This window comes from Pantoea sp. X-Soil-TKNS-1207 (assembly GCF_059730485.1).
Genome location: NZ_AP035958.1, coordinates 3,292,838 through 3,319,363 on the forward strand (window position 1 = coordinate 3,292,838; position 26,526 = coordinate 3,319,363).

The window sequence follows — 26,526 nt, forward strand, 5'->3', positions numbered from 1 at the left end:
CCACTCCTGTCAAAAGTAATGAAAAACAACAGTTGTATAGGCTTATCTATACAAGCAAAGCAATGGCTGTGCCAGGAAGCAAATTGAGTCTGTGCGGCGGCGCACAATGATGATCCGAAAATGCGTTGCACCGCCAGCGCGCATAAACCGCGTCTGAATCGCCATGCTGGTGCAAAGACAGCCCCATTGCACTGGCGCTATACTCCCCCGCATCTTAGTTGAAGAAGGAATGCCGTATGACGGTGAAATTACGTCCGCTGGAGCGGGAAGATCTGCACTTTGTTCATCAGTTAGACAATAACGCCAGCGTGATGCGTTACTGGTTCGAGGAGCCGTATGAGGCGTTTGTCGAACTTTCTGACCTGTACAACAAACATATCCACGATCAAACCGAACGCCGCTTTGTGGTCGAGCATGACGGGCAGAAAGCCGGGCTGGTGGAGCTGGTCGAGATTAATCACGTACATCGCCGCGCTGAGTTCCAGATCATTATCGATCCCGCGCATCAGGGCAAAGGACTGGCCAGCCAGGCGGTAAAGTTAGCCATGGATTACGGCTTTTCGGTGCTGAATCTCTACAAGCTCTATCTGATTGTCGATCAGGAGAATGAAAAGGCGATCCACATCTACAAAAAGCTGGGCTTTGAGGTGGAGGGGGTGCTGAAGCATGAATTCTTTATTAATGGCGAGTACCGCAACACCATCCGCATGTGCATTTTCCAGCAGCAATATCTGGCGCAGCATAGAACGCCAGGGACGATGGTGAAACCGACCGCGCAGTGATGCGTATTTTTGATCCGGTCGGGATAAATCCCGACCCTACGTAGGGTCGCCATTAATGGCGACCGTGGCGACCAAAAACTTAACCGCGCGCGCCCACCGGGTCGAGGAAAGGTTTAGGATTCGCGGGCTTCAGGTCATACATGCCGCCATAGAAGGGATCGACCAGCAGCCAGCCGGGGAAACCCAGCAGCGGAATATTGCCCAGCAGATACCACAGATTAGCACTGGCCTCGACAGGCATCGTCACCGGCACATAGCCCGGCTTCTCCAGCATCACCTGATAATGTTTCTTGCCGAAATAGCGGCCGGTGGATTTGGCCAGTTCAACCGTTTTTGGCGTAAAGCCCTGCGCCACTGCGTGACCGGTCTCATCCTGCACGGTAAAACGCGCGCCCTGCGGCACGGAGTCAATTCTTACCGGTTGCGTTTCGGTGCCAACAATAGTCGCACAGCCGCTCAGCAGCAGCGCGCAGGCGGGAAGGAGATGTCGCAGGTTCATAACAGGTCCGCTTCAGGGTCAGAAGGAACAGTTTAAACTGCCCTTCTTCCCTTTTCACTCGCCTCAATCGCGCTATCACTGGCGCTTTTCAGCGCTTTATTGCGGTTGACAACAGGCGGCAATCGCCGCGATATCCTGCGGCGTGGTGCGACAGCAGCCGCCAATCAGGCGCGCGCCCGCGTTTTGCCACTCGGGAAATTTGTCATGCAGGGTGCAACCCGACGGAGCTGAATGCCAGGTTTTGCTGGTGGCATCGTACTGCTCGCCCGAGTTGGGATAGACCAGCAGCGGTTTATCGCACAACGCCTGCAAGGCACGCAGCGCCGGGGTTACGCTCTCCAGCGCCACACAGTTGATGCCGACCGCCACCACCTGCGGTGCCGCATTGACCAGCGCGGCCACCGCGCTCAGCGGCGTGCCATCGCTGATATGCTCCGCATCACGCAGCGTGAAGGAGAACCAGGCGCTGCTGTCCGGGAATTCCGCCAGCAGGCTGACCAGCGCCTGCGCTTCGGCAAACGACGGCAGCGTTTCACACGCCAGCAGATCGACACCCGCTTCCAGCAACGCTGCCACGCGCGGACGATGGAATGCCTTCATCTCCGCTTCCGGCAAGGCGTAGTCACCACGGTATTCCGCACCATTGGCAAGAAACGCGCCGTACGGGCCGACGGAACCGGCCACCAGCAGCGGTGCGTTGCCAGAGGATGCCGCGCGGTAATCATCGCGAGCACGCTGCGCCAGCACGACGCTTTGTTTAATCAGCGCACAGGCCGCCGCCTCATCCAGCCCGCGCTGGGCAAAGCCCTGCGGCGTGGCCTGGTAGCTGGCGGTAATGGCGCAATGGGCGCCGGCGGCAAAATAGTCGTAGTGCACCTGATAGATCAGCTCGGGGTTTTCCATCAGCACTTTCGCCGACCAGAGCGCATCCGCAAGATTGCAGCCACGCGCTTCCAGTTCGGTTGCCAGCGCGCCGTCCAGAATCAGGGTATCGGTTTGAGATAGCGCCTGCGCTACCTGGTTACGCCACATCGTTGGCCTCCTCAGCCTGTAAAGATGTCTTACGTCGTTGCGTGACATGGTATGCGGCATAGCAGAAGAGAACAAACGGAATCCCGCACCACAGCGCAATCCGCTGTGAAGGATCGAAGGCCAGTCCAACGCAGGCCAGCAGGCACAGCAGGAAGCCGAGGATCGGCGTCAGCGGATAGAGCGGCGCACGGTAAATCAGATCCTTCAGCGCCCCGCCCTGCTGCAAATGGCGACGGCGGAACATAAAGTGTGACGCGCAGATACTCAGCCACACCGCCACCACCGCAAAACCAGAGATCGCCGACAGCGCAACGAACACCGTATCCGGCGCCACCACGCTGGAGAACAGCGCCAGCAGGCCGCCAGCCATGCTGATGGTGATCGCCAGCCACGGAATGCCGCGACGATTCACCCGGGCAAAGCAGCGCGGCAGGGTGTTTTCATTGGCCAGCGACCACAGCATACGTCCCGAGGCGTAAAGCCCGGAATTGGCCGCCGACAGAATCGCGGTGAGGATCACGAAGTTAAATATATCCGCCGCCCAGGGAATGCCGATCTTCTCGAACACCAGCACAAACGGACTTTTGACGATGCCAGCCTGATCCATCGGGATCAGCGCCGCCAGCACCAGTACGGTGCCGATAAAGAAAATGATCAGGCGGGCCACCGTGGTCCGGATCGCCAGCGGCAGCGCTTTTTGCGGCTGTTCGGTTTCACCGGCGGCGATGCCGATCAGTTCAGTGCCCGAGAAGGCAAAATTGACCGCCACCATGGTCATCAGGATCGGCAGGGTGCCATGCGGCAGCCAGCCCGAGGCGGTAAGGTTATGGAAACCGGGCGCCGCGCTGCCGTCTTTCATCGGGATAAAACCAAACATCGCCGCGGCACCGAGAAGGATAAAGGCCACAATGGTGATCACTTTAATGATCGAGAACCAGAACTCCCCTTCGGCAAAGAAGCGCGTCGAGACGATATTCAGCAGATAGATGGCGATACAGAACACCAGGCACCAGATCCACACCGGAATGGTCGGGAACCAGTACTGCATGCAAAACCCGGCGGCGGTGAGGCTGGAGCCAAGAGCCACGGTCCAGGTGAGCCAGTACAGCCAGGCGACGGTGTAGCCGGTGGCGGGACTGAGGTAGCGCGCGGCATAGACGTGAAACGCACCGGTTTCCGGCATCGCCACCGCCAGTTCACCCAGACAGACCATCACCAGCCAGACCACCAGCGCACCGATCAGGTAAGCCAGCAGCGTCCCCGCTGCGCCAGTGGTGGAGATGATGTAGCCGGTGTTAAAGAACAGGCCGGTGCCGATGACGCCACCCAGCGACAACATCACCAGATGCCGCACTTTCATGGTGCGCTTAAAATTTTCCTGCGGAGGGTTTTGCTCGGTTTGCATTCTTTTTATCCATATGGACGTCTAAACATCTACATGGACAAAGGGTTATACGCGCCAGCCGCACGAAATGCAACGTGGTAAAAGGTAAGGATTTTGTCTGGGAGGGTGGCCCCGTGCAGACGGGGCGCCGTATCAGCCGCCAAACACGCCTTGTAAATAGCGTTCCAGCGCAATGCGCGAGCTAAAGCCGTGCGGGATGCCGTAATGCTGCTGCGTATCGCCCGCCAGATAGAGAGGAAATTGCGTGTAGTGATCGCAGGTTTTCATTTCTGATGCGGGTTCAGCAAAGCTCAGGCTTTTCTCTTTCAGCGTGGGGTGAATAATCAGTGCCGTGCGCCCCATACGCGCTTCACGGTTGACGTAGACATAGTTGTCGCCACGGCGATAACCATAGATTTTGGGCGTGAGGGTATCCATTTCGAACCCTGCTTTTTCCAGTACGCGCGCTACCTCATCCGGTCGTAAATACATGCTTGCTCCTCTCTTCTCTAGCCTCGCAACCTTACAACAGCCGAGCCTGGCAAGGCATTCGGAATTTTCCATAAAGCCAGGGGAAAACCTGCGTTTGATGACGACTCGTCTACACTAAGTATTACTTTTTAATGCAAAGGGAGCGAAAAATGTTTAATCGAACCAGCAAAAACGATGACATTGATATTAATCAGGACGTGAACGAACTCGCCGATTCGCTGGAGGCGTTACTGAAATCTTATGGTAGCGAAGCTAAAGATGAAGTGGACAGCGCGCGCAGCAAAGCGCAGTCGCTGCTGAAACAGACCCGCGCCAAACTGAACGGCAACAACCGGGTTAGCCAGGCTGCGCGCGACGCCAGCTATCAGGTGGATGCCTATGTGCATGATAAACCCTGGTACGGTGTCGGCATTGGTGCCGCCGTTGGCCTGGTGCTGGGAGCGCTGCTGACTTCACGCCGCTAACCGCCATGCTGTTGCACAGAGCCTCGCACAATGCGGGGCTTTTTTGTGCCTGTCGGTGTATGAATTTCAACCACAATTTGCCTTATGTTCCCCACCCTCGCCTTTACAAAAAAAATTTTCCGGCCGCAAAGGCGCATGATCTCTGGCCTTAGGCATTATCTGAAGATTAAAATCAGAAAACCCTATATCTGGTGGGCTTGACCATCACAACCACTACATCTAGTATTCACAGCATCAACTCGCTACCAGATGTCAGCAAGGATGAGGCTCGCGGCAAAAGGATTTTTTGCTTCGTATCTCGCATCCTGAATGAAACAAGAGGGAAATACGAATCATGCGCATTATTATTTACACCAAAAACAACTGTGTCCAGTGCAACGCAACAAAAAATGCCATGGACCGTAATGGCATCGATTACCAGCTGATTAACCTCGATTCACAGCCTGAAGCTATCGACAACCTGAAATCGCTCGGCTATCGCCAGGTCCCTGTGGTGATGGCAAACGACGATCACTGGAGTGGCTTCCGTCCCGATAAAATCGCCAGCCTGCGCCAGCTCGCTGCTATCGGGGGATAAGGCCATGTTTCCACTGGTATATTTTTCCAGCCAGTCGGAAAACACGCACCGATTCATCACACGTCTGGGCCTGCCTGCACGACGGATACCCGTCGATGAAACGCAGCGCCTGCATATCGACCAGCCCTACATTCTGGTGGTGCCAAGCTACGGCGGCGGCAGTGCCAGGGGGGCGGTGCCCAGACAGGTGATCCAATTCCTCAATGATGAAGCTAACCGACGCGGTATCCGCGGGGTGATTGCTGCCGGTAACCGCAACTTTGGTGCAGGGTTTTGCCTGGCAGGCGACATCATTGCGCAGAAATGTCAGGTTCCCTATCTCTACCGCTTTGAGTTGATGGGAACCCCCGACGATATCGCTAATGTAAAAGCGGGAGTGACCCAATTTTGGCAACGACAGACACCCTCAACGGCGCAGGACTTGATTACCACGCGTTAAACGCGATGCTCAACCTGTATGACGCCGACGGCCATATCCAGTTCGACAAAGATCACGAAGCCACGCGCCAGTTCTTCCTGCAACACGTACAACCCAATACCGTTGCTTTCGCCACTGCGGCGGAGCGTCTGCGCTATCTGGTGGCCGAAGGTTACTATGAGGCCGACGTACTGAATCAGTACGACTTTGCCTTCCTGTGCCAGCTGCATGATGAAGCCGACGCCTGGGGTTTTCGTTTTCATACCTTCCTCGGCGCGTGGAAGTTCTACACCAGTTACACGCTGAAAACCTTCGACGGCAAACGCTACCTGGAAACCTTCGAGCAGCGCGCCTGCATGGTGGCGCTGACGCTGGCTCGCGGCAATGAAGCGCTGGCACGCGAGCTGCTGGCCGAAATGCTGAGCGGCCGCTTCCAGCCGGCAACGCCCACCTTCCTTAACTGCGGTAAGCAGCAGCGCGGCGAGCTGGTCTCCTGCTTCCTGCTGCGTATCGAAGACAATATGGAATCAATTGGTCGCGCAGTGAACTCGGCGTTGCAGCTCTCCAAACGCGGCGGCGGCGTGGCCTTCCTGCTGTCGAACCTGCGTGAATCCGGCGCACCGATTAAGCGTATCGAAAACCAGTCCTCCGGCGTGATCCCGGTGATGAAGATGCTGGAAGATGCGTTTTCCTACGCGAACCAGCTGGGCGCGCGTCAGGGCGCGGGTGCGGTGTGGCTGAATGCTCACCATCCGGATATCCTGCGTTTCCTCGATACCAAACGTGAGAACGCCGACGAGAAAATTCGTATCAAAACGCTGTCGCTTGGCGTGGTGATCCCGGACGTGACCTTCCGCCTGGCGAAAGAGAATCGCGAGATGGCGCTGTTCTCGCCTTACGATGTGGAACGCATCTACGGCAAGGCTTTTGGTGATATCAGCATCAGCGAGCATTACGAAGAGATGCTGGCCGACGATCGTATCCGTAAAACCTTTATTCAGCCACGCGACTTCTTCCAGACGCTGGCGGAGATCCAGTTCGAATCCGGCTATCCCTACATCATGTATGAGGACAGCGTTAACCGCAGCAACCCGATTGCCGGTCGCATCAATATGAGCAACCTGTGTTCGGAGATTTTGCAGGTCAACAGCGCCAGCGAGTTCCATGACGATCTCAGCTATCGCCGCGTTGGCAAAGATATCTCCTGTAACCTCGGCTCGCTCAACATCGCTCACGCCATGGATTCGCGCAATCTGGCGCAAACCGTGGAAGTGGCGGTCCGCGCGCTGACCGCCGTATCGGATATGAGCGAAATCAATTCGGTGCCGTCCGTGGCGGAAGGAAACCGCCGTTCACATGCGGTCGGCCTCGGTCAGATGAACCTGCACGGCTATCTGGCGCGTGAAGGCATGGCGTATGGATCAGAAGAAGCGCTGGATTTCACCAATATCTATTTCTACTGCGTGACTTATCACGCGGTGCGCACCTCCAGCCTGCTGGCGCAGGAACGGCAGCAGAGCTTTGATGGCTTTGCCCAGTCAACTTATGCCAGCGGCCACTATTTCGACAAGTACACCGAACGTGCCTGGCTGCCGCGAACCGCGCGCGTGGCGCAACTGTTTGCCGATGCCGGCATTGCACTGCCGACCCAGGCCGACTGGCAGGCGCTGCGTGCTGCGGTGATGGCGCATGGTCTGTATAACCAGAACCTGCAAGCCATTCCGCCGACCGGTTCGATCTCATACATCAACCACGCTACCTCGAGTATCCACCCGATCGTGTCGCGGATTGAGATCCGTAAAGAGGGCAAAACCGGCCGCGTCTACTACCCGGCACCGTTTATGACCAACGACAATCTGGACTTCTACCAGGATGCTTACCAGATTGGCCCGGAAGCGATTATTGATACCTACGCCGAAGCGACCCAGCACGTCGATCAGGGTTTGTCGCTGACGCTGTTCTTCCGCGATGACGTCACCACGCGTGATATCAACAAAGCCCAGATTTACGCGTGGAAAAAAGGCATCAAGACGCTTTATTACATTCGACTGCGCCAGATGGCGCTTCAAGGCACTGAGGTGCAGGGCTGCGTTTCCTGCGCCCTGTGATGAGAACTATGCGACTAAATCAAATACAAGCGATTAACTGGAACCGCATTCAGGACGAGAAAGATCTTGAAGTGTGGAACCGCCTGACCAGCAACTTCTGGCTGCCGGAAAAAGTGCCGCTGTCCAATGACCTGCCCGCATGGCAGACGCTGGATAAGCAGCAGCAACAGCTGACCATTCGCGTGTTTACCGGTCTGACGCTGCTCGACACCATTCAGAACGTGATCGGTGCGCCGGGGCTGATGGAAGATGCTCTCACGCCGCATGAAGAAGCGGTGCTGTCGAACATCAGCTTTATGGAAGCGGTGCACGCCCGCTCCTACAGCTCAATTTTCTCCACCCTGTGCAACACGGCGGACGTCGATGCCGCCTACCGCTGGAGTGAAGAGAATGACGCGCTGCAAAACAAAGCCAAAATCGTACTGGAACATTACCGTGCTGAGGACCCGCTGAAGAAGAAAATTGCCAGCGTGTTCCTCGAATCGTTCCTGTTCTATTCCGGCTTCTGGCTGCCGATGTACTGGTCGAGCCGTGGCAAGCTGACCAACACCGCCGACCTGATTCGTTTGATTATTCGCGATGAAGCGGTACACGGCTATTACATTGGTTATAAGTATCAGAAAGCACTGGAAAATGTTGACGATGCGCGCCGCGAAGAGTTGCAGCAATTTGCCATCGAACTGCTGCTGGCGCTGTATGAAAACGAGGTGGTTTACACCGAAGCCTTATATGCCGATGTTGGCTGGGCTGAAGAGGTGAAAACCTTCCTGCACTACAACGCCAACAAAGCGCTGATGAACCTCGGTTACGAAGCCCTGTTCCCGGCCGAACTGACCACGGTGAATCCGGCCATTCTGTCGGCGCTGTCGCCGAATGCGGACGAAAACCACGATTTCTTCTCCGGTTCTGGCTCCTCCTATGTGATGGGCAAAGCCGTCGAAACCGAAGACGAAGACTGGAACTTTTAATCCCTTCATATCGGGCTGGTCTCAGCCCGATATTTCCCTCTGCTGCTGATGCTTATTTCCCCGTTATTTGCCGTCTGAGGCATCATCCTGTTGTCATTTTATCGTCATCATAATGACCCTTATATGGCAAATTAAAGCGTGAATTATCGCCTTTCAGCCAAATATTCCTGCCGAAACGGCATAAATTCAGCAGGAAATTAAGAAAAAATTGATCCACGCTCATCCCTTGTGAGCACTGGAATTTCGCGTCATTTCGTTCCGCATCGCCCGCCAAATATCGCCCGCAAGGGTTGTCAGATATTCTCATTATGTTACGGTATAGGCCGCTTAATTTTAATCAGGGCCACAACAAGAAATAGCGAAACATCAATTAACCAGGAATTTAATTACTGCATGGCAATTAAACTCGAAGTAAAGAATTTATATAAGATATTTGGCGATCACCCGGAAAGGGCATTTAAACATATTGAAAACGGCGAGAATAAAGAGGCAATTCTGGCAAAGACCGGTCTCTCTCTCGGCGTAAAAGATGCCAGTCTGGCCATTGAAGAAGGCGAGATATTCGTCATCATGGGGCTTTCAGGTTCAGGTAAGTCCACCATGGTTCGCCTTCTCAATCGTCTGATAGAGCCGACGCGCGGCCAGGTGATTATTGATGGTGTCGATATTGCCAAAATATCGGATGCCGAACTGCGTGAAGTTCGCAGAAATAAGATCAGCATGGTATTCCAGTCATTTGCTCTGATGCCCCATATGACGGTATTAAATAATACCGCCTTCGGCATGGAATTAGCTGGCGTGGCGTTGCAGGAGCGACAGGAAAAAGCGCTGGAAGCTTTGCGCCAGGTGGGACTGGAAAATTATGCGCACGCTTACCCGGATGAGTTGTCGGGCGGGATGCGTCAGCGCGTCGGATTAGCACGCGCTCTGGCGATCAATCCGGATATTTTGCTGATGGATGAGGCCTTCTCGGCACTCGATCCGCTTATTCGTACCGAAATGCAGGATGAGCTGGTGAAATTACAGGCCAGACATCAGCGTACCATCGTATTTATTTCCCACGATCTCGATGAAGCGATGCGTATTGGCGATCGCATTGCCATTATGCAGGGCGGTGAAGTGGTTCAGGTCGGCACCCCGGATGAAATTCTGAATAATCCGGCCAACGATTATGTCCGTACCTTCTTCCGCGGCGTCGATATCAGCCACGTCTTTAGTGCCAAAGATATTGCGCGGCGCAGCGCCGGTGCGCTGATTCGTAAAGCCGCCGGTCTGGGTCCGCGCTCAGCCATTAAGCTGTTGCAGGAGGAAGATCGCGATTTTGGCTACGTGCTGGAAAAACAGAAATTTATTGGCGTGGTTTCAACCGATTCGCTGAAAGCAGCGCTGGCCGCAGGTGAAGGGCTGGACAGCGCGCTGCTCGAGATACCGGCGGTTCCTGCGGATACCTCACTGAATGATCTGCTGTCTCATGTGGCACAAGCGCCCTGCGCGGTGCCGGTGGTCGGCGAGGAGAATCAGTATGTCGGTATCATTTCGAAAAGCACGCTGCTGCGCGCTTTAGATCGTGAAGGAGCACAGTCATGAGTGAACAAAACAGCAATCCGTGGGATAGCGCCAGCCAGGCGGCCACGCCCGATACCAGCGCAGCGGCCAGCAGCAGCGATCCCTGGTCAACCGGCAGCAGCGCGCCGGCCAGCAGCGGCGGCCACGAGGCGGCCAGCAGCGCGGCCGGAAACAGTGACTGGCTGAGCAGCGCCCCCGCGCCGCAGCCGGAACATTTCAACATCATGGACCCGTTCCATAAAACCATGATCCCGCTGGACAGCTGGGTGACGGAAGGCATCGATTGGGTAGTAAACCACTTCCGTCCGGTGTTCCAGGGCATTCGCGTGCCGGTGGATTATATCCTCAGCGCCTTCCAGCAACTGCTGCTGGGTATGCCTGCGCCGATCGCGATCCTGGTGTTCGCCCTGATTGCCTGGCAGATCGCCAGCCCGGCGATGGGCATCGCCACGCTGATTTCGCTGGTGCTGATTGGCGCGATTGGTGCCTGGTCGCAGGCGATGGTGACGCTGGCGCTGGTGCTCACTGCCCTGCTGTTCTGCATCATTATTGGTTTGCCACTTGGCATCTGGCTGGCGCGCAGTGAACGTGCGGCACGCGTGGTGCGACCGCTGCTGGATGCAATGCAAACCACGCCGGCCTTCGTCTATCTGGTGCCGATTGTGATGTTGTTCGGTATCGGTAACGTACCCGGCGTGGTGGTGACCATTATCTTTGCCCTGCCACCGATTGTGCGTCTGACCATTCTGGGCATTAAGCAGGTCCCCGCGGATTTGATCGAAGCCAGCGAATCCTTTGGCGCCAGCCCGCGCCAGATGCTGTTCAAAGTGCAGCTGCCGCTGGCGATGCCGACCATTATGGCCGGGGTTAACCAGACGCTGATGCTGGCACTGTCGATGGTGGTGATCGCCTCGATGATCGCTGTCGGCGGTCTGGGCCAGATGGTACTGCGCGGTATCGGTCGCCTCGATATGGGCCTCGCCACCGTGGGCGGCGTCGGTATCGTGATTCTCGCCATCATTCTGGATCGTCTGACGCAGTCTGTCGGTCGTGACAGCCGCAGCCGTGGCAATCGCCACTGGTACAGCACCGGCCCTATCGGCCTGCTGATGCGCCCTTTCAGTAAAAAGCCATAATTCATTTGGGCGGCTCCTCTGTGGCCGCCCGTCTCCGACGCAACACGTAAAATAAGGAATGACTATGCGCAAGACAGCTCTATTCGCCGCCGTCCTGACGACGTTCGCCGTGACGCACGTGTCCGCCGCCGACCTGCCAGGTAAAGGCATTACCGTTAAGCCGGTGCAAAGCACCATCTCCGAAGAGACGTTTCAGACGCTGCTGGTGAGCCGCGCGCTGGAGAAACTCGGTTATACCGTCGATAAGCCCAGCGAAGTGGACTACAACGTCGGCTACACCTCGATTGCCGCAGGCGATGCGACCTTCACCGCCGTGAACTGGCAGCCGCTGCACGATGACATGTATAAAGCCGCCGGTGGCGACCAGAAGTTCTACCGTGAAGGCACCTATGTTAACGGCGCTGCCCAGGGTTATCTGATCGACAAAAAGACCGCCGACAAATATCACATCACCAATATTGAACAGCTGAAAGACCCGAAGCTGGCGAAGCTGTTTGATACCAACGGCGACGGCAAAGCCGATCTGACCGGTTGTACGCCGGGCTGGGGCTGTGAAGCGGTGATTAACCACCAGATTGAGGCGTATGGCCTGAGTAAGAGTGTGGAACATAACCAGGGTAACTACTCCGCGATGATCGCCGATACCATCACCCGCTTTAAGCAGGGCAAACCGGTTCTGTACTACACCTGGACACCGTACTGGGTGAGTGATGTGCTGAAGCCGGGTAAAGATGTGGTCTGGTTGCAGGTGCCGTTCTCGTCACTGCCGGGCGAGCAGAAGAATGTGGATACCAAACTGGCCAATGGCGCCAACTATGGCTTCCCGGTGAACACCATGCATATCGTGGCCAATAAAGCCTGGGCCGAGAAAAACCCGGCGGCGGCGAAGCTGTTCTCAGAGATGAAGCTGCCGATTGGCGACATCAATGCGCAGAACGCAGCGATGCACAGCGGCCAGTCTTCGGAAGATGATATCAACCGCCACGTCGACGGCTGGATCAAAGGCCATCAGGCCGAGTTCGATAAGTGGGTGCAGGACGCACAGGCGGCGGCGAAGTAATCCTTCACCCTTTGCCAGGAGCGCATCAATGCGCTCCCTACACCTTAAGGTCGGCATTGATGCCGACCTGGTCACTTTCAGACCCGGCCTTATCGATTCGGACGTTATAACGCACTGGTACGTCCTGTTAATTAACACAACAATGAAATAGTTTTTTGGGTTACTATTACCCAATTATGATTATATACCTGCTCGCCTCGTTATGAATGCTCCCCACCGGGGTCTCAGTTCTGCCCTGGTTGCACTGATGTCAGTCGCGACCGGTCTTGCTGTCGCCAGCAACTACTATGTTCAGCCGCTGCTGGATACCATCGCCCATCAGTTTTCTCTCTCCGTCAGCCTTGCCGGTTTTATCGTTACCACCGCTCAGCTCGGGTATGCCTGCGGCCTGCTGCTGCTGGTGCCGCTGGGCGATATGCTCGAACGCCGCGGCCTGATTGTGTCGATGAGCCTGCTGGCGGCCGGTGGCATGATGATCACCGCCCTCTCCTCTTCCCTGTCGCTGATGCTGCTGGGTACGGTGGTCACCGGGCTGTTTTCTGTGGTGGCGCAGATTCTGGTGCCGCTCGCGGCGACTCTGGCTGCACCGGAGAAGCGCGGCAAAGTGGTTGGCACGGTGATGAGCGGTTTGTTACTGGGCATTCTGCTTGCGCGTACCGCCGCCGGATTGCTGGCGCAACTCGGTGGCTGGCGCTGCGTGTACTGGACTGCCAGCGTGCTAATGATTCTGATGGCGCTGGCGCTGTGGCGCTTTCTACCGCGCTATAAACAAAACGTCCCGCTTAACTACCCGCAGCTGCTGCGCTCCATTTTCAGCCTGTATGCCGGCAATCGGGTGATCCGCACCCGCGCCATTACCGGCTGCCTCAGCTTCGCCAACTTCAGCATGTTGTGGACGTCGATGGCCTTTCTGCTCTCCTCGCCACCCTATGGCTTTAGTGAAGGGGAGATTGGCCTGCTCGGTTTGGTGGGGGCCGCGGGTGCGCTGGCGGCTCGTCAGGCTGGCGGGCTGGCAGATAAAGGTAAGGCCAAACTGACCACCAGCGTCGGGCTACTGCTGATGCTGCTCGCCTGGGCGATCACGGCGCTGGGCGCACATTATCTGCTGGCGCTCGTCATCGGTATTTTGCTGCTCGATTTAGCCGTCCAGGCGGTGCATATCACCAACCAAAGTGTGATCTATCGCCACAAACCGGAGGCACGCAATCGCCTCAATGCCGGTTATATGACCAGCTATTTTATCGGCGGCGCGCTGGGTTCGATCATCTCAGCGAACGCATTTCATCATGCGGGCTGGTACGGCGTTTGTGGGGCCGGCGTGCTGTTCACCGCGATTAACCTGTTGATTTGGTGGCGTAATGCGCGTTTTGAAAGTGTTTAGAAAACGTAAAGACCAGGCCAAAACCGTGAGCAATACTGTTCATCAATGATTAGGTTTGTTATGGTTAGTCGGAGAGTTATTCACCAAGGTTATTTTTTCTCGCGAAATTATTCAACTGTAAAAAGATTTCGCGAGGCGAATTGATAGCTTCCGCTGCCAGCGTAAAAAGGCAGCCGGAACGGGCAACCTGCCCAGGGTCAGGGATTGACCTGGAATCGCCAGATGCTGACAGTGTGATCGTGCGAACAATCACTGGCGGAAAAGATGACTACGCTTTATCTGTCACCATCATTACTATACCAGTTGCAACTAGTGAGGTTTTTTTAGAATGGAAAGTTCGTTTACTCCCATTGAGCAGATGCTAAACATCCGTGCTACTCGCCACAAAGATTTTCCATTGCAGGAGATTATCCTGACGCGTCTGTGCATGCACATGCAGGGAAAACTGCTGGATAATCGCAACAAAATGTTGAAGGCGCAGGGAATTAACGAAACCTTATTCATGGCGCTGATCACCCTCGACGCGCAGGAAAACCAGAGTATCCAGCCGTCAGAACTGAGTTCCGCGCTGGGTTCTTCCCGCACTAACGCCACGCGTATTGCCGATGAACTGGAAAAACGTGGCTGGATTGAACGTCGCGAGAGCGATAACGATCGCCGCTGCCTGCATCTGCATCTGACCGAGAAAGGCAACGAGTTCCTGCGCCAGCTGCTGCCGCCGCAGCACCAGAGCCTGCAATATCTGTGGTCATCCCTCTCCTCTGACGAGCAGGGGCAGCTGGAAGCCATCACGCGTAAGTTGCTTAACCGCCTCGACAAAATGGACGAAGAACAACTCATCGCCTCTCTGTCACGCTAATAGCAAGAAGTGCGACACAATCACCTGTCGAAACCGATATTTTAGTCCCCTTTTATCCGGCCAGCGTCTCAAGCGCTGGCTTTTTTCGACTCGGGAATCCGTGTTGATGGATGAACACACCCCGAAAAAATGGAAAACGTGGAGAACGACATGAGTGCGACAGCGGAAGCTCAAAGCCCGCAACAGCCAGCGAATAACAAGAAGAAGCGCAAAGGTGCGCTGATCCTGCTGGCGATCGTGTTTGTAATAATTGGCATTGCATATCTGGCTTACTGGTTCCTGGTGCTGCGTCACTTCCAGGAAACCGATGATGCTTATGTCTCCGGTAACCAGGTGCAGGTGATGGCCCAGGTTTCCGGCAGCGTAAACAAAGTCTGGTTCGATGATACTGACTTCGTGAAAAAAGGGGATGTACTGGTCTCGCTCGATAAGACCGATGCTGAGCAGGCATTCGAGAAAGCGCAAACCGCCCTGGCCACCAGCGTACGCCAGACGCATCAGTTGATGATCAATGGCAAGCAGTACCAGGCCAGCATCAAATTGCAGCAAACCGCGCTGGATCAGGCCGAAGAGGACCTGAAACGCCGCGAGCCGCTGGGCGCCTCTAACCTGATCGGCCGTGAAGAGTTGCAGCACGCGCGTGATGCGGTGGCCACGGCCAAAGCACAGCTTGATGTAGCGATGCAGCAGTACAACGCCAATCAGGCCATGATCCTCAATACGTCGCTGGAAAATCAGCCCGCCGTAAAACAGGCCGCCGCAGAACTGCGTGATGCCTGGCTGGCGCTGCAACGTACTGACATTCGCAGCCCGATGGATGGTTATATTTCACGCCGTAGCGTGCAGGTGGGTTCACAAATCTCCACCAGCACCCCGCTGCTGGCGGTCGTCCCTGCGACTAACCTGTGGGTCGATGCGAACTTCAAAGAAACGCAGTTGGCGGAAGTACGCATTGGTCAGCCTGCCACGGTAGTGAGCGATATCTACGGCGATGATGTGGAGTATCACGGCAAAGTGGTCGGTCTGGATATGGGTACCGGCAGTGCCTTCTCGCTGCTGCCTGCCCAGAACGCCACCGGTAACTGGATCAAAGTGGTTCAGCGCCTGCCGGTGCGTGTCGAACTGGATGCGAAAGAAGTCGCGCAACACCCGCTGCGTATCGGTCTCTCGACGCTGGTAAAAGTGGATACCACCAATAAAGATGGCGCGTCACTGGCCAGCAGCGTACGTGCACAGGCCGCTTATGAAAGCAACGCGCTGGCAATCGACCTCGCGCCGGTTAACCAGATGATCACTGACATCGTTCGTGCCAACGCCGGTTAATAACGCGGGAGGCTGTTATGGCACAAAAACCGCTTGAAGGCGCGCCGTTAGTTCTGATGACCATCGCCCTGTCGCTGGCGACGTTCATGCAGGTACTCGACTCGACGATTGCTAACGTGGCGATCCCTACCATCGCCGGTAACCTCGGTGCCTCGAACTCGCAGGGCACCTGGGTGATTACCTCATTCGGGGTGGCAAACGCCATCTCGATCCCGATCACCGGCTGGCTGGCGAAGCGCGTCGGTGAGGTGAAACTCTTTACCTGGGCGACCATTCTGTTCGCCATCGCCTCCTGGGCGTGTGGTATGTCAGAAAGTCTGTCGATGCTGATTTTCTTCCGTATCATCCAGGGCGTAGTGGCCGGGCCGCTGATTCCGCTGTCGCAGAGTCTGCTGCTGAACAACTATCCCCCGGCGAAGCGCAGCGTTGCGCTGTCGTTATGGGCGATGACGGTGATCGTGGCGCCAATCTGCGGGCCGATTCTCGGCGGCTGGATCAGCGACAACTATCACTGGGGCTGGATCTTCTTCATCAACGTGCCGATTGGCGTGGTGGTGGTGATGCTGACGCTGCAAACCCTGCGTGGCCGTGAAACGCCCACCGCCATTCGTCCGATTGATATGGTCGGTCTGGTGCTGCTGGTGGTCGGTATTGGCTGCCTGCAGGTGATGCTGGACCGGGGCAAAGAGCTGGACTGGTTCAGCTCCACTGAAATCATTGTGCTGACCGTGGTCGCCGTCGTAGCCCTGGCGGTGCTACTGGTGTGGGAACTGACGGATGAGCATCCGATCGTCGATCTTTCGCTGTTTAAATCGCGAAACTTCACCATCGGGTGCCTGTCGATCAGTCTCGCCTATATGCTCTACTTCGGCTCGATTGTGTTGTTGCCGCAGCTGTTGCAGGAAGTGTACGGCTACACCGCAACCTGGGCCGGGCTGGCGTCCGCGCCGGTGGGGATCATTCCGGTGATTCTGTCGCCGATTATTGGTCGTTTCGCCCATAAGCTGGATATGCGCCGTCTGGTGACCTTCAGCTTTATTATGTATGCGGTGTGTTTCTACTGGCGTGCGTATACCTTTGAGCCGGGGATGAACTTTGGTGCTTCGGCATGGCCGCAGTTTATTCAGGGCTTCGCGGTGGCGTGCTTCTTTATGCCGCTGACCACCATTACGCTGTCGGGATTACCGCCGGAGCGCATGGCGGCCGCGTCCAGTTTGTCGAACTTTGTGCGAACGCTGGCGGGGTCTATCGGTACGTCGATCACCACGACCATGTGGACCGATCGTGAATCGATGCACCACAGCTATTTGTCGGAGTCGGTAAACCCGTTCAACGTCAATTCGCAGCAGACCTACGATCAGCTGGAAAGCATCGGCATGACGCATCAACAGGCATCCGCGTACATCGCGCAGCAGATTACCAATCAGGGTCTGATTATCTCAGCCAATGAGATTTTCTGGGCGTCAGCCGGGGTGTTTATCATTCTGCTGGTATTGATTTGGTTCGCACGTCCGCCGTTTGGTGCGGGCGGTGGCGGCGGTGGTGCACACTAAGCCAGAAAGCAAAACGGGCCATTATGGCCCGTTTTTTTTTATGCGTTCTGTCGCCACCATTCGGCAAGCAGGATGCCGGTTGCGACCGACACGTTAAGACTTTCTACGTTGCCGGTGCCGCCAATCGACAGGCTCATATCCCCCTGCTGGAAGGCGCTATCGGACAGACCTTCGCGCTCCTGACCCAGCACCAGCACCATTTTGGCCGGCAGCTCAGCTTTCGCCAGCGGCGTGCCTTCATGGCTTGAGGTGGTCACGATGGTGTAACCCGCTTTGCGGAACGCTTCCAGACCGGCAGCAAAACTTTCGCCGCTGATCGCCTGGACGTGCTCGGCCCCGCCTTCTGCGGTACGTACCGCCGCGCCTGACTCCAGCAGCGACGCATCATTGACCAGCAGACCTTTCACGCCAAAATGCGCACAGCTACGCATAATGCCGCCAAGGTTATGCGGGTTGCTGACATCTTCCAGCGCCAGCACGCAATCTTTCGCTTCGGCCTGGCTTAACCATTCAGAAACCGCCATACCCATGCGCTTTTTGATAATGAAGCAGACGCCGCCGTGATGTTCGGTACCGGAGGCTTTAGCCAGCTCGGCATCGTCGACGACGTGATAGGCTTTTCGGTTAGCGGCCAGCCAGCGCAATGTTTCGCGGAAGCGCGGCGTGACGCTCTGCACAAACCAGGCGCGTACGATGCTTTCCGGGCGGCTGAGGAACAACGCCTGACAGGCATTTTCCCCGTAAACGCGCGTCTCTTCCTGACGCTGACGGCGGATCTGCTCCGGGTCGATCACGGGCTTACTGATACCCGCCTCATCGGCCGGGGCATCTTCAACCACTGGCGGGCGGGAAACGGTACGCCACGGTGAGTCTTCATAGCCGCGCGATTGGCGATTGTCGTTTTCACGATCGTTGCGACGACCCGCGTTGCGGCCGCCTTCTTCATTATTACGTCCGGTACGCGGACCTGAACGACGATTATCGTCCTGATTACGTTCAGTGCGCGGACCCGAGCGACGATTATCGTCCTGACTGCGTTCAGTACGTGGGCCTGAACGACGATTATCTTCCTGATTACGCTCAGTGCGTGGGCCTGAACGACGATTATCTTCCTGGCGCGCAGCAGGACGGCCGCCTTTGCCGGTACGGGGATTCGGAGCACGCGAGCCATTTTGGCCCTCATCCTCGCCACGTACATACATCACTTTTACCTTGCCGCTTTTGCCTTTAAATTCGTCGTTCATCTGTTCCTCCAGCATTGAGAGCGCGAAGATTACCTGATGTGTCGGCGCTTAGCTATCAACTATTGAACCTATTGGGTAATCCAGATTGAGCATAGCATTCAACCCTTTCATAATGCTTAGCAATCGTAAATTTACAGGTCCGGTCTGAGGTAACTATGAATACGGTATGTGCCTCCTGTCAGGCAACCAATCGCGTGCCCGAAGCACGCATTGCCGACGGAGCCAAATGTGGCCGCTGCGGCGGCGAACTGTTCAGCGGTGAAGTGGTGAACGCAACTACCGCGACGCTGGATAAATTGTTGCAGGACGATCTGCCCGTAGTGGTGGATTTCTGGGCGCCGTGGTGCGGCCCCTGCGTGAACTTCGCGCCAGTGTTCAAAGATGTCGCCGATGAACGCCGGGGTAAAGTGCGCTTTATAAAGGTCAACACCGAAGCCGAACCGGCACTCAGTTCGCGCTTCCGCATTCGCAGCATTCCCACCATCATGCTGTTTAAGGATGGCAAAATGGTCGATATGCTAAGCGGTGCGATGCCCAAAGCGCCATTTAACGAATGGCTCGACGAATCGCTCTGATGCTCCCGCAGGCCAGCCCCGTGCTGGCCTTATTACCTTTCTGCGCCATTTCCATTACAATTGCATTTTTTCTGCCCGCCTGAGTGTTATGTCTGAAAATGCCGTTCTGCGTTTGCGTGCGCAACGTCTTGCCCGCGCCACGCGCCCGTTCCTTGCTCGCGGTAATCGCGTCATGCGCTGTCAGGGCTGCCTGCTGCCGCATCGGCACTGCGTCTGCGCCTCGTTACAGCCACAGACCGCCCGCAGCCGCTTCTGCCTGGTGATGTTTGATACCGAGCCGATGAAGCCCAGCAACACCGGACGGCTAATCGCCGATATTCTGCCGGATACGCTGGCGTTTGGCTGGTCACGCACCGAGCCGGATGACGCGCTATTGCAGGCGGTGCAGATGAGTGATTATCAGCCGCTGGTGGTGTTTCCGGCCTCCTATGCCGATCCCGGTCGTACCGTCCTGACCGAGCCGCCGCAAACCGGCAAGCCGCCACTATTTATTATGCTCGATGGCACCTGGACCGAAGCGCGCAAGATGTTCCGCAAAAGCCCGTGGCTGGACGCTTTTCCGGTGATGTCGCTAAATGTCACCACCCCCTCGCGCTATACGCTGCGCGAAGCCCACGGTGAAGGCCAGCACTGCACCGCCGAAGTGGCCGCCGCGCTGCTGGAACAGGCCGGGGATAGCGCCGCGGCCACCGCTCTGCAACAGCATTTCACGCAGTTCCGTCAGGCTTATCTGGCCGGAAAACCGCATCATCCTGCCCACGCGATCAATGAAGACCTTTAAATAACGAGATCCTCAGCCTGCGATCGGCGAATCGGCAAGTGACGCAAAAAGCGTTTACAATCACCGCAATCACGATGTCAGGAGTGCACGATGAGCCAACGCGGACTGGAAGCGCTGTTACGACCTAAATCAATTGCGGTGATTGGTGCCTCGGTGAAACCGGGGCGTGCCGGTTACTTTATGATGCGTAACCTGCTGGCAGGCGGTTTTAGCGGTCCGGTTTTGCCGGTGACGCCGAAATACAAAGCGGTAAGCGGCGTGCTCGCCTGGCCGGATATCGCCAGCCTGCCCTTCGCCCCCGATCTCGCGGTGATCTGTACCCACGCGAAACGCAACCTTGAGCTGCTGCAACAGCTGGGGGAGAAAGGCTGCAAAGCCTGCATTATCCTCTCCGCGCCCGCCAGCCAGCTGGAGGAACTCAAAGCCTGCGCCAGTCAGTGGCAAATTCGCCTGCTCGGCCCCAACAGCCTGGGATTGCTTGCGCCCTGGCAGGGATTGAATGCCAGCTTTTCTCCGGTGCCCATCGCTAAAGGGCGCATTGCCTTTATTTCACAATCGGCGGCGGTATCGAACACCATTCTCGACTGGGCGCAGCAGCGCAATCTGGGATTTTCCTGGTTTATCGCGCTGGGCGATAGCCTTGATATTGACGTTGACGATCTGCTCGATTTTCTCGCGCGCGACGGCAAAACCAGCGCCATCCTGCTGTATCTGGAACATCTCAGCGACGCGCGTCGTTTTGTCTCCGCATCGCGCAGCGCCTCGCGCAATAAACCGATTCTGGTGATCAAAAGCGGGCGCAGCCATCAGGCGCAGGCGATGATTGGCACCCATAGCGGGCTGGATGCCGCCTGGGATGCGGCTATTCAGCGTGCCGGTCTGCTGCGCGTGCAGGATACTCATGAACTGTTTTCCGCGGTCGAATCGCTCAGCCATATGCGCCCGCTGCGCGGCGATCGGCTGATGATCATCAGCAACGGCGCAGCCCCGGCGGCGCTGGCGCTGGATGAGCTGTATGCCCGCAACGGCAAGCTGGCGACGCTGAGTGACGAAACCTTGCAGGCGCTGGCGGCGTTGCTGCCGGAAGGGGTCGGACGCGGCAATCCGCTCGACCTGAAAGATGACGCGACGCCCGAGCGTTACGTGGCCTGCATCGGGAAGCTGCTGGATAGCCATGAGCTGGATGCGTTGATGATCATTCACGCCCCGAGCGCCGTATCGCCCGCCAGTGATACCGCCGAGCAGATTATTGCGGCGGTGGCGCGCCATCCGCGTGGTAAGCAGGTGACCCTGCTGACCAACTGGTGTGGCGAATTCTCCTCGCAGGCGGCGCGGCGCGCCTTCACCCAGGCTGGCATTCCTACCTGGCGCACGCCGGAAGGTACGGTGACGGCGTTTATGCATCAGGTGGAATATCGCCGTAACCAGAAGCAGCTGCGTGAAACCCCGGCGCTGCCGCTGTGGCTGACGCAGAATAGCGCCCAGGCGCATCGGCTGATTCAACAGGCGCTGGATCAGGGCATCACCACACTGGATACCCACGAAGTACAACCGGTGTTGCAGGCTTACGGACTGGCAACGCTGCCCACCTGGATTGCCGCCGATAGCGGCGAAGCGGCCAGTATTGCCGGGCAGATTGGTTTTCCGGTGGCGCTTAAGCTGCGTTCGCCGGATATTCCCCATAAGTCGGAAGTTCAGGGCGTGATGCTTTACCTGCGCAGCGCTGCCGAAGTCGAACAGGCTGCCGAGGCGATTTTCGATCGTGTACGACAAACCCATCCGCAGGCGCGTATTGATGGTCTGCTGGTACAGAGTATGGCCAACCGCGCTGGCGCGCAGGAGCTGCGGGTGGTGGTTGAGCAGGACCCGCTGTTTGGACCGATTATTTTGCTCGGTGAAGGCGGTGTGGAGTGGCAGCCGGATAAACAGGCCGCCGTCGCGCTGCCGCCACTGAATATGACGCTGGCGCGTTATCTGGTGATCCAGGCGATGAAGAGTGGCAAAGTGCGCAGCCGCAGTGCGCTACGGCCGCTGAATATCCCTGCCCTCAGCCAGTTGCTGGTGCAGGTATCGAACCTGGTGGTGGATTGCCCGGAGATCCAGCGCCTCGATATTCATCCGCTGCTGGCTGCGGGCGAAGAGTTCACCCTGCTGGATGTCACGCTCCAGCTGGCCCCTTTCCAGGGCGATAACGAAGCCCGGCTGGCAATCCGCCCCTATCCTCATCATCTGGAGGAGCAGGTCGAGCTGAAAGATGGCCAGCACTGTCTGTTCCGGCCAATCCTGCCAGAAGATGAGCCGCTGCTGCGTGATTTCATCGCCCAGGTCACCAAAGAAGATCTCTACTATCGTTACTTCAGTGAGATCAATGAGTTCACCCATGAAGATTTGGCGAATATGACGCAGATTGATTATGACCGCGAAATGGCGATTGTCGCGGTGCGTCGGCAGGCCGATCGCGATGAGATCATCGGCGTAACCCGCGCCATTTCTGATGCCGACAACATCGATGCCGAGTTTTCGGTGCTGGTGCGTTCGGACCTGAAGGGGCTGGGCATGGGCAGGCGTTTGCTGGAGAAGATGATTCGCTATACCCGCGATCATGGTCTGCAACAATTGAACGGTATCACCATGCCGCACAATACCGGCATGATTACCCTCGCGCGGAAGCTTAACTTTCGCGTTAATATTCAACTGGATGACGGAATTGTCAGCCTCAATTTACCGTTAAATGATCTCATCGACTAACCTTGTAGAGAAAGGTAAAAATCCCCCCTGGTGGGCCGGTTGATGTTATCATTTAGCGTTAGGATCATGATTTGATGGCAAAAGGCCATGCGATGAACAGAGAAGAAGTGCACCGTGATGTTGTCTAAATTTAAACGCAATAAACACCAACAACACCTCGCACAGCTGCCTAAACTGTCACAATCCGTGTCGGATGTGACCACGCTCTACTCGCCCGCTGAGTTCCGTGAAACCCTGCTGACGAAAATTGCTGCTGCAGAAAAACGTATCTGCATCGCTGCCCTGTATCTGGAAAACGATGATGGCGGGCGCGGCGTGATGCAGGCGTTGTATGCTGCGCGTCAGGCTCGGCCTGAACTGGATATCAGCATCCTGGTGGACTGGCATCGTGCCCAGCGTGGTCGTATCGGCGCTGCACGCGGCGTCACCAATGCCGACTGGTATTGCGAGATGGCGACACAGCATCCTGATATCGCGATTCCGGTCTATGGCATCCCGGTGAATACCCGTGAAGCGCTGGGCGTACTGCATCTGAAAGGCTTCATCATTGATGACACGCTGCTGTACAGCGGTGCCAGCCTCAATGATGTCTATCTGCATCAGCATGATAAATACCGTTATGACCGCTACCAGCTGATTCGCAACCCGCAGCTGGCCGATACCATGTATCAGTGGATCTGCGAAAACCTAAAGCAATCTGATGCGGTGAACCGTCTTGATCAGTCCGAGCGCCCTTCCAGCCCGGAAATCAAAAATGAAACCCGTCAGTTCCGCCAGGATCTGCGTGGCTTCAACTATCAGTTCACCGGCAACGCGGGCAATGAAACGCTGACCGTCACGCCGCTGGTCGGGCTGGGCAAACGCAGCCTGCTGAACAAAACCATCTTCCATTTGATGCCCTGTGCTGAGCGCAAGCTCACCCTGTGCACGCCTTATTTCAACCTACCCGCGATCCTGGTACGCAATCTGATCCATTTGCTGCGTCAGGGCAAAGAGGTGGAGATCATCATCGGCGATAAGACCGCCAACGATTTCTATATCCCACCGGAACAGCCGTTTAAGATCATCGGAGCCTTGCCTTATCTCTATGAGATCAACCTGCGCCGTTTCCTCAGCCGTCTGCAATATTACGTCAATAACGGCCAGCTGACGGTGCGCCTGTGGAAAGATGGCGAGAACAGCTATCACCTTAAAGGCATCTGGGTGGATGACGAATGGATGATGATCACCGGCAACAACCTCAATCCGCGCGCCTGGCGACTCGATCTGGAGAATGCCGTGCTGATCCACGATCCGCTGAATCAGCTGGCCGATCAACGCGACAAGGAACTGGCGCTGATCCGGACCCATACCACCGTGGTGCAGCATTTCCGCGAGCTGGAGAGCATTGCCGATTATCCGGCAAAAGTGCGTAAACTGATTCGTCGTCTGCGCCGTATCCGTATCGATCGCTTAATCAGCCGCCTGTTGTGATGCCTGATGCGTGTGCTTATCCTCTGCCTGGCTGTGCTTTGTAGTGGATGTGCACACGTCGCGCAGGACAACTGGACCGGAAAAGATAAAGCCGAGCATTTCTTTGGCTCCGCAGCACTGGCCGCCGCAGGCAGCGAATTTGCGCAGCGTCAGCATTATGGCCGCGCGCAAAGCACCCAATTCGGTTTGATGTTCTCACTCAGCTTTGGCGTCGGCAAAGAGTGGTTTGACAGCCGCCCCGCGGGGAGCGGCTGGAGCTGGAAAGATCTCAGCTGGGATGTGGCGGGTGCCGCCGCCGGGGCAACGCTGTGGAACCTGAGCCAGTAATCACAGCGCGATCCCTTTCCCTTTGCGGTGCAGCACCAGCGAAACCAGAAACGCCAGGGCGCCCATCGCCGACACATACCAGAAGAAACTGGTCTCAATGCCCTCTTTTTTCAGCAGCAGCGCCACATATTCGGCTGAACCACCAAAAATCGCATTCGCTAGCGCATAAGAAAGCCCCACGCCTAGCGCACGCACCTCGGGCGGGAACATCTCTGCCTTCAGAATGCCGCTGATGGCGGTATAGAAGCTGGTAATCAATAACGCCAGCATCACCAACAGAAACGCCAGCCAGCCGCTTTGCACGTTCTGTAGCAGCATCAGAATCGGCACGGTACAGATGGCCGCCCCCGCGCCGAAAATCATCATCGAAGCGCGACGACCAATTTTATCGGATAACGCTCCGATAACGGGCTGAATCAACATAAACACCAGCAGCGCTCCCGTCATCAGGCCACTTGCCGTGCGGGCATCCATCCCGGCGGTATTCACCAGGTATTTTTGCATATAGGTGGTGAAGGTATAAAAGCTTAGCGAGCCACCCGCAGTGAATCCCAGCACCATCAGAAAGGCGCGCGAGTGATTGCGTAGCAAACCCAGGATGCTGCCTGCATCACGATGTTCACGGTGTTTTTTCTCTGACGTCTCATTAAGTGAGCGACGTAACCAGAGCGCGACTACCGCCAGTACGGCTCCGAGGAAGAATGGGATGCGCCAGCCCCAGCTGTGCAGCTGCTCATCGCTGAGGATCTGTTGCAAAACCACCACGGTAAGTACCGCCAGCAGCTGACCGCCGATCAGGGTCACGTACTGAAATGAGGCATAGAAGCCTTTACGTCCTTCCAGTGCCACTTCACTCATATAGGTGGCGCTGGTACCGTATTCTCCCCCCACCGAAAGCCCCTGAAACATACGGGCCAGCAGCAGAATCGTCGGTGCCGCAATGCCAATTTCACCGTATCCTGGCAGGCAGGCAATCACCAGCGAGCCGAGGCACATCATACATACGGAGATCAGCATGGAGCTTTTGCGTCCGTGACGGTCAGCAATATAGCCGAATAACCAGCCGCCAATCGGGCGCATCAAAAAACCAGCCGCAAATACCCCGGCGGTTTGCAGTAATTGTGTCGTGGTGTCGCCCGCGGGGAAAAAGACGTGGGCAAAATAGAGTGAGAAGAAGGAGTAAACGTAGAAGTCGAACCATTCAACCAGATTGCCGGAGGATGCGCCAACAATCGCCCAGATGCGTTGTTTACTGACGGATGCCGTTTCCGACTGTACTACTTTTTGTTGTAGAGAGTCTGTCATGCTTACCTCTTTTCCATGCGAATAATAAACGCCAAAAGATTCAGTAAAGCATGTGTGGGTCCGTTAGATGGGCTGGACTACATTTTGTGTGAGGAAATGTGACAAAGAAGGAGTTTTACAATGAAATCCGGAGTCGGTTGCTACGCGATTTACCCGATCTTTTCAGGTATTTCACGCTAAATCTACGCGAGAAATCATGCCGCGCAGTTTTTACCGACGTAAAAAAGCCCTGAACTTGCGTTCAGGGCTTTTCCACTTAATTGATGCCTGGCAGTTCCCTACTCTCGCATGGGGAGACCCCACACTACCATCGGCGCTACGGCGTTTCACTTCTGAGTTCGGCATGGGGTCAGGTGGGACCACCGCGCTACAGCCGCCAGGCAAATTCTGTTATCCGCACCGCCCTCTCAGGCCATGCGAACCAATCCGTTTGAACTAAGCTGAAAATTCTCTGGTCTCTCAACCAAAACG

The 26,526-nt window shown here is 56.3% G+C and carries 24 protein-coding genes and 1 rRNA gene; 18 read left to right on the plus strand and 7 right to left on the minus strand.

Translation table 11 applies throughout. The features are described 5' to 3' along the window. Positions 1 to 236: 236 nt before the first annotated feature. Positions 237 to 782 (plus strand): spermidine N1-acetyltransferase, encoded by a 546-nt coding sequence (speG, locus tag AC6I8V_RS15370; protein ID WP_497843108.1) that lies wholly within the window; start codon positions 237 to 239, stop codon positions 780 to 782. A 79-nt stretch (positions 783 to 861) separates the two neighbouring features. Here the strand turns inward: speG and AC6I8V_RS15375 are convergent, their stop codons facing one another. The 4 genes from AC6I8V_RS15375 to AC6I8V_RS15390 form a co-directional block, all read right to left on the minus strand. After that, positions 862 to 1,281: a peptidase associated/transthyretin-like domain-containing protein gene (locus tag AC6I8V_RS15375; protein WP_497843109.1), complete on the minus strand. Its 420-nt coding sequence runs from the start codon at positions 1,279 to 1,281 to the stop codon at positions 862 to 864. Between the two features lie 96 nt (positions 1,282 to 1,377). Beyond that, a complete protein-coding gene (gene mmuM / locus AC6I8V_RS15380; protein ID WP_497843110.1) occupies positions 1,378 to 2,313 on the minus strand; it encodes a homocysteine S-methyltransferase in 936 nt (311 codons plus the stop codon). Next, positions 2,303 to 3,718, minus strand: a complete 1,416-nt coding sequence (gene mmuP / locus AC6I8V_RS15385; protein WP_497843111.1) for an S-methylmethionine permease — start codon at positions 3,716 to 3,718, stop codon at positions 2,303 to 2,305. The genes mmuM and mmuP overlap by 11 nt, the downstream gene beginning before the upstream one ends. Before the next feature lie 132 nt (positions 3,719 to 3,850). Further along, entirely contained in the window at positions 3,851 to 4,189 is a 339-nt protein-coding gene (locus tag AC6I8V_RS15390; protein WP_497843112.1) for a DUF2002 family protein, read from the minus strand. Between the two features lie 149 nt (positions 4,190 to 4,338). On the opposite strand from AC6I8V_RS15390, the gene AC6I8V_RS15395 reads away from it, so the two are divergent. The 12 genes from AC6I8V_RS15395 (at position 4,339) to emrB (ending at position 17,602) form a co-directional block, all read left to right on the plus strand. Beyond that, a complete protein-coding gene (locus AC6I8V_RS15395; protein ID WP_497843113.1) occupies positions 4,339 to 4,653 on the plus strand; it encodes a DUF883 family protein in 315 nt (104 codons plus the stop codon). Between the two features lie 334 nt (positions 4,654 to 4,987). Then, positions 4,988 to 5,230 (plus strand): redoxin NrdH, encoded by a 243-nt coding sequence (locus AC6I8V_RS15400; RefSeq protein ID WP_497843114.1) that lies wholly within the window; start codon positions 4,988 to 4,990, stop codon positions 5,228 to 5,230. Between the two features lie 4 nt (positions 5,231 to 5,234). Continuing rightward, entirely contained in the window at positions 5,235 to 5,669 is a 435-nt protein-coding gene (gene nrdI / locus AC6I8V_RS15405) for a class Ib ribonucleoside-diphosphate reductase assembly flavoprotein NrdI (RefSeq protein WP_497843115.1), read from the plus strand. Continuing rightward, a complete protein-coding gene (gene nrdE, locus AC6I8V_RS15410) occupies positions 5,618 to 7,756 on the plus strand; it encodes a class 1b ribonucleoside-diphosphate reductase subunit alpha (RefSeq protein WP_497843116.1) in 2,139 nt (712 codons plus the stop codon). The genes nrdI and nrdE overlap by 52 nt, the downstream gene beginning before the upstream one ends. Positions 7,757 to 7,764: 8 nt before the next feature. Further along, the gene (gene nrdF, locus AC6I8V_RS15415) at positions 7,765 to 8,724 is read left to right on the plus strand and encodes a class 1b ribonucleoside-diphosphate reductase subunit beta (protein ID WP_497843117.1); all 960 of its coding nucleotides are present in this window, start codon (positions 7,765 to 7,767) and stop codon (positions 8,722 to 8,724) included. A 393-nt stretch (positions 8,725 to 9,117) separates the two neighbouring features. After that, positions 9,118 to 10,311: a glycine betaine/L-proline ABC transporter ATP-binding protein ProV gene (gene proV / locus AC6I8V_RS15420; RefSeq protein WP_497843118.1), complete on the plus strand. Its 1,194-nt coding sequence runs from the start codon at positions 9,118 to 9,120 to the stop codon at positions 10,309 to 10,311. Further along, complete coding sequence (proW, locus tag AC6I8V_RS15425; RefSeq protein ID WP_497843119.1) at positions 10,308 to 11,426, plus strand: glycine betaine/L-proline ABC transporter permease ProW; 1,119 nt, start codon at positions 10,308 to 10,310, stop codon at positions 11,424 to 11,426. Before proV ends, proW begins: the two co-directional genes overlap by 4 nt. A 64-nt stretch (positions 11,427 to 11,490) precedes the next feature. Next, positions 11,491 to 12,486: a glycine betaine/L-proline ABC transporter substrate-binding protein ProX gene (gene proX / locus AC6I8V_RS15430; protein ID WP_497843120.1), complete on the plus strand. Its 996-nt coding sequence runs from the start codon at positions 11,491 to 11,493 to the stop codon at positions 12,484 to 12,486. Positions 12,487 to 12,688: 202 nt separating this feature from the next. Beyond that, positions 12,689 to 13,867 carry an MFS transporter gene (locus AC6I8V_RS15435; protein ID WP_497843121.1) on the plus strand — a complete coding sequence of 393 codons (1,179 nt, stop codon included), beginning with the start codon at positions 12,689 to 12,691 and terminating at the stop codon, positions 13,865 to 13,867. Between the two features lie 328 nt (positions 13,868 to 14,195). Further along, positions 14,196 to 14,726, plus strand: coding sequence for a transcriptional repressor MprA (mprA, locus tag AC6I8V_RS15440; protein WP_013510181.1), 531 nt, complete (start codon positions 14,196 to 14,198; stop codon positions 14,724 to 14,726). 150 nt (positions 14,727 to 14,876) lie between these two features. Further along, positions 14,877 to 16,049, plus strand: coding sequence for a multidrug efflux MFS transporter periplasmic adaptor subunit EmrA (gene emrA / locus AC6I8V_RS15445; protein ID WP_497843122.1), 1,173 nt, complete (start codon positions 14,877 to 14,879; stop codon positions 16,047 to 16,049). A 17-nt stretch (positions 16,050 to 16,066) separates the two neighbouring features. Beyond that, complete coding sequence (gene emrB, locus AC6I8V_RS15450) at positions 16,067 to 17,602, plus strand: multidrug efflux MFS transporter permease subunit EmrB (protein WP_497843123.1); 1,536 nt, start codon at positions 16,067 to 16,069, stop codon at positions 17,600 to 17,602. 38 nt (positions 17,603 to 17,640) lie between these two features. Here emrB and AC6I8V_RS15455 read toward each other — a convergent pair whose 3' ends face one another. Further along, complete coding sequence (locus AC6I8V_RS15455; RefSeq protein WP_497843124.1) at positions 17,641 to 18,846, minus strand: tRNA/rRNA methyltransferase; 1,206 nt, start codon at positions 18,844 to 18,846, stop codon at positions 17,641 to 17,643. A gap of 155 nt (positions 18,847 to 19,001) precedes the next feature. Here AC6I8V_RS15455 and trxC point away from each other — a divergent pair, with 155 nt between their 5' ends. The 5 genes from trxC to AC6I8V_RS15480 all read left to right on the plus strand — a co-directional run bounded on the left by trxC (position 19,002) and on the right by AC6I8V_RS15480 (position 24,750). Next, complete coding sequence (trxC, locus tag AC6I8V_RS15460; RefSeq protein WP_497843125.1) at positions 19,002 to 19,421, plus strand: thioredoxin TrxC; 420 nt, start codon at positions 19,002 to 19,004, stop codon at positions 19,419 to 19,421. 88 nt (positions 19,422 to 19,509) lie between these two features. Further along, positions 19,510 to 20,202: a tRNA-uridine aminocarboxypropyltransferase gene (locus AC6I8V_RS15465; RefSeq protein WP_497843126.1), complete on the plus strand. Its 693-nt coding sequence runs from the start codon at positions 19,510 to 19,512 to the stop codon at positions 20,200 to 20,202. Positions 20,203 to 20,292: 90 nt separating this feature from the next. Continuing rightward, positions 20,293 to 22,950: a bifunctional acetate--CoA ligase family protein/GNAT family N-acetyltransferase gene (locus AC6I8V_RS15470; RefSeq protein WP_497843127.1), complete on the plus strand. Its 2,658-nt coding sequence runs from the start codon at positions 20,293 to 20,295 to the stop codon at positions 22,948 to 22,950. A 117-nt stretch (positions 22,951 to 23,067) separates the two neighbouring features. Next, on the plus strand, positions 23,068 to 24,423 hold the full coding sequence (gene pssA, locus AC6I8V_RS15475) for a CDP-diacylglycerol--serine O-phosphatidyltransferase (RefSeq protein ID WP_497843128.1): 1,356 nt from the start codon (positions 23,068 to 23,070) through the stop codon (positions 24,421 to 24,423). 6 nt (positions 24,424 to 24,429) lie between these two features. Beyond that, positions 24,430 to 24,750 (plus strand): YfiM family lipoprotein, encoded by a 321-nt coding sequence (locus AC6I8V_RS15480; RefSeq protein WP_497843129.1) that lies wholly within the window; start codon positions 24,430 to 24,432, stop codon positions 24,748 to 24,750. Here AC6I8V_RS15480 and AC6I8V_RS15485 read toward each other — a convergent pair whose 3' ends face one another. Then, the gene (locus tag AC6I8V_RS15485) at positions 24,751 to 26,055 is read right to left on the minus strand and encodes an MFS family transporter (protein ID WP_497843130.1); all 1,305 of its coding nucleotides are present in this window, start codon (positions 26,053 to 26,055) and stop codon (positions 24,751 to 24,753) included. Positions 26,056 to 26,320: 265 nt separating this feature from the next. After that, positions 26,321 to 26,436 (minus strand): 5S ribosomal RNA (rrf, locus tag AC6I8V_RS15490). Between the last annotated feature and the right edge of the window lie 90 nt (positions 26,437 to 26,526).